Below are 12,015 nucleotides of genomic sequence, written 5' to 3'. Positions count from 1 at the left end.
GGATAGTCGACCACGGCCAGCTCGGGCGTGGTGGCCGTTTGGAGGCTCGAGGACTCTCGCTTCACCTGGGACTCACTCGAACAGAAAGGAAATAACGGCGGACACCTGCGCGGCATCGACAAAGGTGGGCGCATGGCCCACGCCCTCGAACTCGACCAGCGCCGCGCGCGGTCCGCGCTGCGTCATGGCCTGCGCCGTGGCGCGCGACAGCAGATCGGAGTCGGCGCCGCGCGTCACGAGCGTGCGTGCCTCGATGGCGTCGTAGAGGCTCCACATCACGGCGCCACCATGCGCCGCAGCCTCCGGCGTGATGGCACGCAGTGCGATGGCGATGGCCGGGTCGTAGTGAAGCACGCGGGGGCCGGCCTCGCCGTCGCCGCCCGCACCATCGAGCTTCGCCTTGCCATCGGCCGTACGCCGGGACGCCGGCACCACCATGTGCCGCGAGAGCGCCAGCCACTCTTCACGCGTGTGCGGACCGAAGCTGGTAGAGATTGCCCACATCGCATCGGCGGCGGCCTCGAGGCTGTCATAACGGCCGCCCTGCCCCACGTAGGCCGCGATGCGCTGGAGTGCGGCGGCTTCGATCGTCGGGCCGACGTCGTTCACCACGAAGCGGCGTATCGGCCGCACGAGCGGCAGCTCGCGATGGCCTGCGAGCACGAAGCCGATCAGCCCACCCATGCTGGTGCCGACGTAGTCGAGCGTCTCGACCGGCTGTTCGCGGTGCAGCTGCGCGACCAGCGCGAGCATGTCGGCCGCATACACCGGCACCTGGTAGAGCGCGGGATCGCGCAGCCAGTCGCTGCGGCCGCGGCCAGCAACGTCGGGGCAGACCACGCGCACATCGCCGCCGGCCTGCGCCACGATGGCCCGGGCCAGCACGTCGAAGTCGCGCCCCTGCCGCGTCAGGCCATGCACGCAGACCACCACGCGCGGACTGCGCGCGTCGCCCCACTGCCAATAAGCCATGCGATGGCCGCCCTGGGCGTCATCGCACGCCACGTCACGAAGCGTCGGGTCGGTCATGAAAACGAAATCGTTCTGGTGCGGATAATGGTCTCGTCGCATCCTAATTCATCCGGAGATCCATCTTTATGCTTAAAGGCAAAACCGCGCTTGTCACGGGGTCCACCAGCGGGATCGGCCTCGCCATCGCGAAGACGCTGGCCCAGCAAGGCGCCCAGATCGTGCTCAACGGCTTCGGCGATTTCCTGGCGCCGAAGGCCCAGGTCGAAGCGCTCGGCGTGCGCGCCGAATACCACGGCGCCGACATGAGCAAGCCCGCCGAGATCGAGGACATGATGAAGTTCGCCGCCTCGGCATTCGGGCGTATCGACATCCTCGTCAACAACGCCGGCATCCAGCATGTCGCGAAAGTGGAAGACTTCCCGCCCGAGCGCTGGGACGCGATCATCGCGATCAATCTCACCAGCGCGTTCCACACGACGCGGCTCGCGGTGCCTGCGATGCGTGAAGCCAATTGGGGACGCATCATCAATGTCGCGTCGGCCCATGGGCTCGTCGCCTCGGCCCAGAAGTCGGCCTACGTCGCGGCCAAGCACGGCATCGTGGGGCTCACCAAGTCGGTGGCGCTCGAGACCGCCACCACCGGCATCACCTGCAATGCCATCTGTCCCGGCTGGGTGCTGACCGCGTTGGTGCAAAAGCAGATCGACGATCGCGCGGAACGCGAAGGCATGACGGTGGAACAGGCCAAGAACGAACTGCTCGGCGAGAAGCAACCTTCGCTGCAGTTCACCACCGTCGAGCAGCTCGGCGGCCTCGCGGCGTTCCTGTGCTCGCCGGCGGCCGACCAGGTGCGCGGCGTCGCCTGGCAGATGGACGGCGGCTGGACCGCCCAATAGCGGGCGACCAACGGGCGACCGGTCGCAGGCTACTTGAGTTGCACCGAGCCCGAGACGTTCACGATCACGCTGGTCTTGCCCGCTTCGACCGGCACCGGCGCATCGGCGTAGGACTTGGCAGCGGCGGCGGCCATCATGCGCGGGCGAATCGGGCCGCTGTCGTTCGCGTTCACCGATACCTCGCGCAGCGTATAGCCACTGAAGCCAAAACCCTTGGCGAGCTCGGTCGCCTTCTGCTTGAAGTTGTCGATCGCGATCGTCTGGGCCTCGGTCTCGCTCTTGGCGCGCTGCTCCCGGCTCAGCGCGAAGCCCACATTGCCGACGTTGAGCGTCGTGATTCGGCCCGCCGTCTGCGTGATGCGCGGGAAATCGCGGCCCTCGAGCACCATTTCGGCCGTGCCCTGCCAGCCATTGATCTTGCCCTCGCGCGTGTAGCGCGGCGAGAGGCTGAAGTTGCCGGTGCGCACGTCGAGCTGGCCGGGCTGGACGTTCTTCTTCGCTTCCGCCAGCGCGGCATCGACGGCCGTCTTGAGCTGCGACTGGACCGTTGCGGCATCGGCGGCGTCTCGCGTGGTGGTGAGCGTCATGCTCAGCAGATCCTGCTGCACTTCGACGGTACCCGTGGCCGTGAGCTGCAGCACGTTCTGCGGCGGCGCGGCCAGGTTCTGTGCCGTGGCGCTTCCGGCGGCTGCGACCAGTGCAATGACGGCCACGACGGATGTGAGTTTGTTCAAGGCAAGATGCTCCCTGCGATAGGTTGTTGGATGAAGATCACCGGCGGCCGCGCCGCTTCAGCGGCGCTGGCTGCGGGGCAAGGTCAAGGCGCGGGCGGCGGACATCGGCGGTTCCGGTGCGAGCCGCTCGGCCGCCTGCGATTCGGCCGAATGCATGGGCGCCGGGGTGCCCGGCGGGATCCATTGTGCCCGCACCTGCTTGCGCAACTCCTGGAGCTCGGCCGCCGTCAGCCGCCTGCCGGCCGCGGCTTCCTCACGCCGGATCTCGTCGCGCTGCGCGGCGCGGTGGGCGGCCACTGCCTCGCGCACCTCGCTGCGACGCGAATCGCCCACCCGGAGAAACTCACCCCCGCCGGCAACGGCCCAGGCAGGACAGCAAGTACATGCAACGACGATCGGCAGCGCGGGAATAAAGGTTCTCATTGAGCAAAGATCAGCAGACAGACCGACTTTGCCACTGCTGAGCTAACGTCGGATGACTAGACAGCGAGCGTCCGCAAGTTTTGTAACTTAGTGTCAAACCATAAGTAAAACCGGCTCAACCGGTCCCCAACGCCTTCAGAATCGGCGCTGTTACAAATTCATCGTTGTAGAAATGACTCAAGTTCCCGCTCGCACCGACAAGATCGTGATCGTCGACGACGACGCCCGCATCCGTGATCTGCTCCGCCGCTACCTGACCCAGGAAGGCTTCGAAGTGATCGTGGCCGAGGACGGCAAGGCGCTCAACCGCATCCTGTTGCGCGACACGGTCGACCTGATCGTGCTTGACCTGATGATGCCCGGCGAGGACGGCCTGTCCGTCTGCCGCCGCCTGCGCGCCGCCAACGATCGCACGCCGATCATCATGCTCACCGCCAAGGGCGAAGACGTCGACCGCATCGTCGGCCTCGAGGTCGGCGCCGACGACTACCTGGGCAAGCCGTTCAACCCGCGCGAGCTGCTGGCGCGCGTGCATGCGGTGCTGCGCCGCCGTCCGCCGCTCGAGGCGCCCGGAGCCCCGTCGACCGAGAACGAGACCGTGACCTTCGGGCCCTTCACCTTCGACCTCGGCTCGCGCACGCTCAAGAAGGACGGCGAGGAACTCTCGCTGACCACCGGCGAGTTTGCGATGCTGAAGGCACTGGTGCGCCATCCGCGCCAGCCGCTGTCGCGCGAGAAGCTGGCCCAGCTCGCGCGCGGCCGCGAGTTCGAGCCCTTCGACCGCAGCCTCGACGTGCAGATCTCGCGCCTGCGCAAGCTGGTCGAGGCCGATGCCGCGGCACCGCGCTACATCCAGACCGTGTGGGGCGTGGGCTACGTGTTCGTGCCGGACGGCACCGCCTGACCAAAACGAGGTGGTGGCCATCGGCCTGCAATCGGAAAGACACGACCCAGCCCAGGAAGACGGCGCCCAGGTCACGATGCCGAGCCCGCTCGAGGGCAGCGGGCAGCGTGGGCGCCGCCGGGGGCTGAAGCTCGGCTTCAGCCTTTTCTGGCGCACCTTCTTCCTGCTCGCGCTGCTGCTGATCGGCTGCACCGTGGCCTGGCTGCAGACTTTCCGTTCCCTCGAATACGAACCGCGCGCCATCCAGACCGCGCACCAGATCGCTTCGCTCGTGAACCTCACGCGCGCGGCGCTGGTGTACTCGGACGCGATCACGCGCGTGTCGCTGATCAAGACGCTGGCCGACCAGGAAGGCGTGCGCATCCTGCCGCGCGAACCCAACGACCGCTTCCAGCCCTACACCAGCGGCGCGCTCGACCAGCGCGTGACCGAAGAGCTCATGGAGCGGCTCGGCGACGGCACCACCGTGGCGAGCCGCGTCAACGACGAGGCCGGCCTGTGGATCGGCTTCACGATCGAGAGCGATGCCTATTGGCTGCTGCTCGACCCGACGCGCTTCAGCCGCGTGGGCGGCCGCACCTGGCTGGTGTGGCTCAGCACGGCCATGGCGCTGTCGCTGGCCGGCGCGGCGCTGATCACGCGCCTGATCAACCTGCCGCTCAAGCAGCTGTCGCGCGCCACCCTGCAGGTGCGCGAGGGCGAATACGAAGCCCATCGCCTCGACGAGAGCGCGCGCACCAACGAGATCCGCGCGGTCAACATCGGCTTCAACCGCATGGCCGACCAGCTCGCCAAGATCGAGCAGGACCGCGCCATCATGCTGGCCGGCATCTCGCACGACCTGCGCACGCCGCTCGCGCGGCTGCGTCTCGAGACCGAGATGAGCGTGCAGGACGAGGACGCGCGCGACCACATGGCCGCCGACATCGCGCAGCTCGACGCGATCATCGACAAGTTCCTCGACTACGCGCGCCCCGACCACGTGGTGCCGCGACCGGTGCTGCTGCGCGACGTGGTCGACGCCTGCACCTACGCCGTGCAGGACTACGAGGAGATGAACATCCGCGTCGACGTGGCGCCCGATCTGCGCGTGCTCGGCGACGAGGTCGAGCTCACGCGGGTGATCTCCAACCTGGTGGAGAACGCGCGGCGCTACGGCAAGACGCCCTCCACCGGCGTGGCCGACGTGGTCATCCAGGCGCAGGCCAACAACGATGCGGTGCTGATCAAGGTGCGCGACCATGGGGCCGGCGTCGATCCGGTGCTGCTGACCCAACTGACCAAGCCCTTCTTCCGTGGCGATGTGGCACGCACATCGGCCGCGGGCGCCGGTCTCGGGCTGTCCATCGTGGCAAAGAACATCGAGCGCATGGGCGGCACCTTCGCGCTCACTAGCACGCCGGGCCGCGGCCTGGCGGCGCACATCCGCATGCCGCGCGCGATGCCGGACGCGTAGGCGTCGGCGGCCCCGATGCTCAGCGGGCGCGGTGCAACAGCACCACCGCGCGCGCCTCCATCGCGCGGCCCTCGCCGACGGGCCCCAGCTTCTCGGCCGTCTTGGCCTTCACGTTGACCTGGCCGGGCACGAGCCCCAGCACCTGGGCAATGCGCTGGCACATGGCGCCGATATGCGGCGCGAGCTTGGGGGCCTGCGCGATCACGGTACTGTCGACGTTGCCGATCTCCCAGCCCTCGGCCCGCACCCGGCGCGCCGCCTCGGCGAGCAGCACGGCCGAATCCGCGCCGCGGAACTGCGCGTCGGTGTCGGGAAAATGCCGCCCGATGTCGCCCAGGCCCGCCGCGCCGAGCAGCGCATCGGTGATCGCGTGCAGCAGCACGTCGGCGTCCGAATGGCCCAGGAGCCCGGTGGTGTGCGGCACCTCGATGCCGCCCAGGATCAGCTTGCGCCCGGACACGAGCTGGTGCACGTCCCAGCCCTCGCCCACGCGGATGTCGAACGGTGCCGTCATGCCACGCCCTTCTTGCGCCCGAGCAGCACCGCTTCGGCGAGCGCGAAGTCTTCCGGAAAGGTGACCTTGAAGTTCTGCGCGCTGCCCGGCACCAGCAGCGGCGCGAGCCCGAGCGCCTCGATCGCGCCGGCTTCGTCGGTCACCGCGTCGCCGGCACGCTCGAGCGCATCGAGCAGCATGCCGATGCGAAACATCTGCGGCGTCTGGGCCAGCCATTTGTCGGCCCGCGGCAGGGTCTGCGACACCCGGCTGTCGGGCGACGACACCTTCAGCGTGTCGGCCAGCCGCTGCGCCAGCAGCCCGCCCACCGCGTCGTGCTCGCAGGCGGCGATCAGCGCCTCGACCTGGCTCGACGTGACGAGGCAGCGCGCCGCGTCATGCACCAGCACCCAGTCGTGCGCGCCGGCGCCCTTCTGCCGCAACGCCACCAGGCCGTTGCGCACCGTGGCCGCGCGCGTCACGCCCCCGACCTGCAACAGGTATTCGCCTTCGGCCGGAAAGCGCGGCAGCGCTGCCTGCAGGTCGCGGTCGTCCGGCGACACGACCACCGCCAGTCCCGCGAAGCGGCCCGCGAGCGCGCGAAAGGCCGCCACGGTATGGGCCACCATCGATGCCCCCGCAATCCGCTGGTATTGCTTGGGCTCGGCGCCGCCCGCGCGGTGGCCGGTGCCGGCGCAGGGAATCAACACGAAAAATCGGGACGACGAAGACATGGGGGCGGAACGCCAGCGGGTGCCGGCAAGCGGACAAGGGGCCGCCATTCTAGAATTGGCGGCTTCACACACCCCTCGCCACCCGGCGCGGGGTGTTGTGCATTCCAGTAAGCCATCCATGGACCTCCCCCACCTCACGGCGGGCAAGCGTTTCACGCTGCCGCGTCCCCCGATGTCGGCCGATGCGCTGCTGCTCGCGCAGCTCGGCATGCGCGAGAAGGCCGCCGGTCGCGCCACCGCGATGTTCACCGCCGACGCCAACGACGCGCAGCGGCTCATCGACGAGATCGCCTTCTTCGCGCCCGATCTGCGCTGCGCGCTCTTTCCCGACTGGGAAACGCTGCCGTACGACAGCTTCTCGCCGCACCAGGACCTGATCAGCGAGCGGCTCGCCACGCTCTGGCGCATCAGCCAGAAGGAAGCCGACGTGGTGCTGGTGCCCGCCACCACCGCCCTATACCGGCTGGCGCCGCCCGCCTTTCTGGCCGGCTACACCTTCCATTTCAAGGCGCGGCAGAAGCTCGAGGAATCGAAGCTCAAGGCCCAGCTCACGCTGGCCGGCTACAGCCATGTGACACAGGTGGTGAGCCCGGGCGAGTACGCGGTGCGCGGCGGCCTGATCGACCTGTTCCCGATGGGCTCGCTGGTGCCGTTCCGCGTCGACCTGTTCGACGACGAGATCGACTCGATCCGCACCTTCGACCCCGACACCCAGCGCAGCCTCTACCCCGTGCCCGAGGTGCGCCTGCTGCCGGGCCGCGAGTTCCCGATGGACGACGATGCCCGCGCGCGCTTTCGCAGCCGCTGGCGCGAGCTGCTCGAAGGCGACCCGACCAAGAGCCGCATCTACAAGGACATGGGCAACGGCGTGGCGACCGCGGGCATCGAGTACTACCTGCCGCTCTTTTTCGACGAGACGGCCACGGTGTTCGACTACCTCGGGCCCGACGCCACCGTGGTGCTGCATGGCGAGCTCGAACCCGCGTTCCAGCATTTCTGGCAGGACACGAACGAGCGCTACCGGCTCGTGCAGGGCGACCCCGAACGCCCGGCCCTGCCGCCCGAGGCGCTGTTCCTGAGCGCCGAGCAGTTCTACCAGCGCGCCAAGCCGCATGCGCAACTCGCCATCCGCGGCGACGTGCCCACCGAGACGCCCTATGCCGAGTTCGACCGGCTCCCGCCTTTCGCGGTGGTCCGCGGCGCCGAGGATCCGCTGGTCGGGCTGAAGGCCCACATCGCGGCCACGGCGCACCGCGTGCTGGTGATCGCCGAGAGCGACGGGCGGCGCGAGAGCCTGCTCGACTTCCTGCGCGCGAGCGGCGTGAGCCCACCGGCCTTCGACACGCTGGCCGAGTTCGAGGCCTCGGGCGACGAGAAGATCGGCATCGCGACCGCCGCGGTGGCCGCCGGCTTTGCCTGGCGCGAACAGGGCATCGACTTCGTCACCGAGACCGAGCTCTTCGCCACCGCGCCGACCACGCGCCGGCGCAACAAGAAGCAGGAGCAGGTCAGCGACGTCGAGGCGCTGATCAAGGACCTGTCCGAACTCAACGTCGGCGACCCGGTGGTCCACTCGGCGCACGGCATCGGCCGCTACCGCGGGCTGATCCACATGGACCTCGGCCAGGGCGTCGATGCCCAGGGCAAGCCGCTGCTGCAGGAAATGCTGCACCTCGAATATGCCGACAAGGCCACGCTCTACGTGCCCGTGTCACAGCTGCACCTGGTGAGCCGCTATACCGGCGTCAGCGCCGACGAGGCGCCGCTGCACAAGCTGGGTTCCGGCCAGTGGGACAAGGCCAAGCGCAAGGCCGCCGAGCAGGTGCGCGACTCCGCCGCCGAGCTGCTCAACATCTACGCACGCCGTGCGGCGCGCGAGGGCCATGCGTTCCGCTTTTCGGCCGCCGACTACGAGGTGTTCTCCAACGACTTCGGCTTCCAGGAAACCGCCGACCAGAAGGCCGCCATCCACGCCGTGGTGCAGGACATGATTTCGCCCCAGCCGATGGACCGGCTGGTCTGCGGCGACGTCGGCTTCGGCAAGACCGAGGTGGCACTGCGTGCCGCCTTCATCGCGGTCACCGGCGGCAAGCAGGTTGCATTCCTGGCGCCCACCACGCTGCTGGCCGAGCAGCACTACCAGACCCTGGTCGACCGCTTCGCCAAGTGGCCGGTCAAGGTGGCCGAGATGAGCCGCTTCCGCTCGGCCAAGGAGATCACCACTGCCGCCAAGGGCCTGGCCGAAGGCACGGTCGACATCGTGGTCGGCACGCACAAGCTGCTCTCGCAGTCGGTCAAGTTCAAGAACCTGGGGCTGCTCATCATCGACGAGGAACACCGCTTCGGCGTGCGCCACAAGGAGGCCATGAAGGCGATGCGCGCCGAGGTCGACGTGCTCACGCTCACGGCCACGCCGATCCCGCGCACCCTGGGCATGGCGCTCGAAGGCCTGCGCGACCTCAGCGTGATCGCCACCGCGCCGCAGCGCCGGCTGGCCATCAAGACCTTCGTGCGCAACGAGGGCACGGGCGTGATCCGCGAGGCGGTGCTGCGCGAACTCAAGCGCGGCGGACAGGTCTATTTCCTGCACAACGAGGTCGAGACCATTCAGAACCGGCGCCAGAAGCTCGAAGAGATTCTTCCCGAAGCGCGCATCGCCGTGGCCCATGGCCAGATGCCCGAACGCGAGCTCGAGCGCGTGATGCGCGACTTCGTGGCGCAGCGCTACAACCTGCTGCTGTGCTCGACCATTATCGAAACCGGCATCGACGTGCCCACGGCCAACACCATCGTGATGAGCCGCGCCGACAAGTTCGGCCTGGCGCAGCTGCACCAGCTGCGCGGCCGCGTCGGGCGTTCGCACCATCAGGCCTATGCCTACCTGATGGTGCCCGACACCGAGGGCCTTACCAAGCAGGCGGCGCAGCGGCTCGATGCGATCCAGCAGATGGAGGAGCTGGGCTCGGGCTTCTACCTCGCGATGCACGACCTCGAGATCCGCGGCACCGGCGAGGTGCTGGGCGAGAACCAGAGCGGCAACATGATGGAGATCGGCTTCCAGCTCTACAACGAGATGCTCAGCGAAGCGGTTCGCTCGCTCAAGGCCGGCCAGGAGCCCGACCTGCTCTCGCCGCTGTCGGTCACGACCGAGATCAACCTGCACGCCCCCGCCCTGCTGCCCGACGACTACTGCGGCGACGTGCACCTGCGGCTGTCGTTCTACAAGAAGCTCGCCACCGCCAAGACGCCCGACCAGATCGACACGCTGCTCGAGGAGATCGTCGACCGCTTCGGCAAGCTGCCGCCGCAGGCGCAGACGCTGATCGACACGCACCGGCTGCGCGTGCTGGCCCGACCCTATGGCGTGGTCAAGGTCGATGCGGCGCCGGGCATCATCCACATCACGTTCAAGAAGGATCCGCCGGTCGACTCGATGGCGATCATCCAGCTGATCCAGAAGAACAAGCACATCAAGCTCGCCGGCAACGAGAAGCTGCGCATCGAGCGCGAACTGAAAGAGCCGAAGGACCGTGCGCAGATGGTGCGCGATGTGCTGCGCAGCCTCGGACAACCCCTCGTCAAGGAAACCGCCCCCGCATGAGCGCTACAGAAATTTCGCCCGGCCTCGTCCTCCAGCGCGTGAAGCCGCCGCTGGCTCTCGCCGATTTCAAGCTGATCGCCTTCGACATGGATTCGACGCTGATCAACATCGAGTGCATCGACGAGATCGCCGACGCCGTGGGCAAGAAGGCCGAGGTCGCGGCCATCACCGAGGCCACCATGCGCGGCGAGATCAAGGACTTCAAGGAGAGCTTGCGCCGGCGCGTGGCACTGCTCGAGGGCGTGCCGGTCGCGGCGCTGCAGCAGGTCTACGACGAGCGGCTCCAACTCAACCCCGGCGCGGCCGAGCTGGTCGCGGCCTGCAAGAAGGCCGGGCTCAAGGTGCTGCTGGTGTCGGGCGGTTTCACCTTTTTTGCCAACCGCGTGAAAGACCGTCTCGGCATCGACTTCGCGCGCTCGAACCTGCTCGACGAAGCCGATGGCAAGCTCACCGGCCGCGTGGTGCAGCAGAGCTGGGGCGACATCTGCGACGGCGCCGAGAAGCGCCGCACGCTGCTCGAAGTGGCATCGCTCCTGGGCATTTCGCCGCAAGAGACCATTGCCGTCGGCGACGGCGCGAACGACCTGCCGATGATGGGCGAAGCCGGGCTGTCGGTGGCGTACCGCGCAAAGCCCAAGGTCCGCGAACAGGCCATGGTGGCCATCAACGAGGGCGGCCTCGACCGCCTGCTGGAGATCCTGCAATGAGCGGCACCGCCAACCCAACCACCCCGCCCACCCCGCCCGCCCCGCTCTACCGCGCCGATGCGCTGCGCGACTACGCCAGCGCCCTGCTGCAAAAGGCCGGCCTCGCCGCGTCGATGGCCGACAGCATCGCGCGCACGCTGGTCGAAGGCGACCTGCTGGGCCACGACACACACGGCCTCGCGCTGCTGGCGGGCTATGTGAAGGAGGTCGAATCGGGCGGCATGACGCCCGACGGCGCCCCCGAGGTGTTGTCCGATCGACCCGCCGCTGTGCTCTGGGACGGCAAGCGCCTGCCCGGCCCCTGGCTCATGGACCAGGGCATGGACCTGTTGATTCCGCGCGCGCGCGAGCTCGGCACCGCCTCGCTCGTGATCCGCCGCAGCCATCACATCGCCTGCCTCGCGGTGTACATGCTGCGCGCGCTGCAGGAAGACATGCTGATGCTGCTCGCCTGCTCCGACCCCAACACCGCCAGCGTCGCGCCCTTCGGCGGCACGCAGGCGGTGTTCACGCCGAATCCGCTGGCGATGGGATTCCCGCTCTCGCAAGGTGGCGTGATGGTCGACATCTCGGCTTCGATCACCACCAACGGCATGAGCAACCGCAAGCGCGCGGCCGGCGAGACCTTCGCGGAAGACTGGCTGATCGACGCCACGGGCCGGCCGACGAACGATCCGCAGGTGCTGTTCGACCAGCCACCCGGCACGCTGCTGCCGGTCGGCGGCCTGAGCCACGGCCACAAGGGCTACGGCATGGCACTGCTGGTCGAGACGCTGACGGCCGGTCTCGCAGGCCATGGTCGCGCCGATCCGCCCGAGGGCTGGGGTGCGACAGTCCACATCACGCTGCACGATCTGCAGGCCTTCGGCGGCAAGGAAGCGTTCCTGCGCCAGATGGACCACGTGGCGGCGCAGTGCCGCGGCAATGTGCCGATTGATCCCGCGAAGCCCGTGCGGCTGCCGGGTGAAGGCGGGCTGAAGCGGCGCGAGGCGCAAGCCGAAAACGGTGTGCGGCTGCATCCGTCGATCGCGCGTTCGCTGCAGGAGGCCGAGCAGCGGCACGGGCTGCAGCTGGCACAGGCGCTGCTCTGAGCGG

General features: G+C 68.5%; 11 protein-coding genes. 6 read left to right on the top strand and 5 right to left on the bottom strand.

What is annotated here, in order from left to right; translation table 11 throughout:
• Nucleotides 1-72: 72 nt before the first annotated feature.
• A complete protein-coding gene (locus AC3A6J_RS24625) occupies nucleotides 73-1,029 on the bottom strand; it encodes an alpha/beta fold hydrolase (RefSeq protein WP_487862631.1) in 957 nt (318 codons plus the stop codon).
• Nucleotides 1,030-1,097: 68 nt separating this feature from the next.
• On the opposite strand from AC3A6J_RS24625, the gene AC3A6J_RS24620 reads away from it, so the two are divergent.
• Nucleotides 1,098-1,868 carry a 3-hydroxybutyrate dehydrogenase gene (locus AC3A6J_RS24620; RefSeq protein ID WP_487862630.1) on the top strand — a complete coding sequence of 257 codons (771 nt, stop codon included), beginning with the start codon at nucleotides 1,098-1,100 and terminating at the stop codon, nucleotides 1,866-1,868.
• Between the two features lie 29 nt (nucleotides 1,869-1,897).
• Here the strand turns inward: AC3A6J_RS24620 and AC3A6J_RS24615 are convergent, their stop codons facing one another.
• The gene (locus AC3A6J_RS24615; RefSeq protein WP_487862629.1) at nucleotides 1,898-2,602 is read right to left on the bottom strand and encodes an SIMPL domain-containing protein; all 705 of its coding nucleotides are present in this window, start codon (nucleotides 2,600-2,602) and stop codon (nucleotides 1,898-1,900) included.
• Between the two features lie 57 nt (nucleotides 2,603-2,659).
• The gene (locus AC3A6J_RS24610) at nucleotides 2,660-3,025 is read right to left on the bottom strand and encodes a hypothetical protein (protein WP_487862628.1); all 366 of its coding nucleotides are present in this window, start codon (nucleotides 3,023-3,025) and stop codon (nucleotides 2,660-2,662) included.
• Between the two features lie 172 nt (nucleotides 3,026-3,197).
• Between AC3A6J_RS24610 and ompR the strand changes: the two genes are divergently transcribed.
• Together ompR and AC3A6J_RS24600 are read left to right on the top strand one after the other, a co-directional pair.
• Complete coding sequence (gene ompR, locus AC3A6J_RS24605; RefSeq protein WP_487862627.1) at nucleotides 3,198-3,929, top strand: osmolarity response regulator transcription factor OmpR; 732 nt, start codon at nucleotides 3,198-3,200, stop codon at nucleotides 3,927-3,929.
• 76 nt (nucleotides 3,930-4,005) lie between these two features.
• Entirely contained in the window at nucleotides 4,006-5,385 is a 1,380-nt protein-coding gene (locus tag AC3A6J_RS24600) for a sensor histidine kinase (protein WP_487862662.1), read from the top strand.
• 19 nt (nucleotides 5,386-5,404) lie between these two features.
• Here AC3A6J_RS24600 and ispF read toward each other — a convergent pair whose 3' ends face one another.
• Nucleotides 5,405-5,899, bottom strand: a complete 495-nt coding sequence (ispF, locus tag AC3A6J_RS24595) for a 2-C-methyl-D-erythritol 2,4-cyclodiphosphate synthase (protein WP_487862626.1) — start codon at nucleotides 5,897-5,899, stop codon at nucleotides 5,405-5,407.
• Nucleotides 5,896-6,612, bottom strand: coding sequence for a 2-C-methyl-D-erythritol 4-phosphate cytidylyltransferase (gene ispD, locus AC3A6J_RS24590; RefSeq protein ID WP_487862625.1), 717 nt, complete (start codon nucleotides 6,610-6,612; stop codon nucleotides 5,896-5,898). The genes ispF and ispD overlap by 4 nt, the downstream gene beginning before the upstream one ends.
• A 118-nt stretch (nucleotides 6,613-6,730) precedes the next feature.
• Between ispD and mfd the strand changes: the two genes are divergently transcribed.
• Genes mfd through AC3A6J_RS24575 form a run of 3 tightly spaced genes read left to right on the top strand, consistent with a single transcriptional unit; the run spans nucleotide 6,731 to nucleotide 12,011 of the window.
• Nucleotides 6,731-10,213: a transcription-repair coupling factor gene (mfd, locus tag AC3A6J_RS24585; RefSeq protein ID WP_487862624.1), complete on the top strand. Its 3,483-nt coding sequence runs from the start codon at nucleotides 6,731-6,733 to the stop codon at nucleotides 10,211-10,213.
• A complete protein-coding gene (serB, locus tag AC3A6J_RS24580) occupies nucleotides 10,210-10,920 on the top strand; it encodes a phosphoserine phosphatase SerB (protein ID WP_487862623.1) in 711 nt (236 codons plus the stop codon). Before mfd ends, serB begins: the two co-directional genes overlap by 4 nt.
• Nucleotides 10,917-12,011, top strand: a complete 1,095-nt coding sequence (locus AC3A6J_RS24575) for an Ldh family oxidoreductase (RefSeq protein ID WP_487862622.1) — start codon at nucleotides 10,917-10,919, stop codon at nucleotides 12,009-12,011. Before serB ends, AC3A6J_RS24575 begins: the two co-directional genes overlap by 4 nt.
• The last annotated feature ends 4 nt before the right edge of the window (nucleotides 12,012-12,015 follow it).

This window comes from Variovorax sp. Soil_C_39, from assembly GCF_057656815.1.
This window is presented reverse-complemented; position numbering and strand designations above follow the sequence as displayed.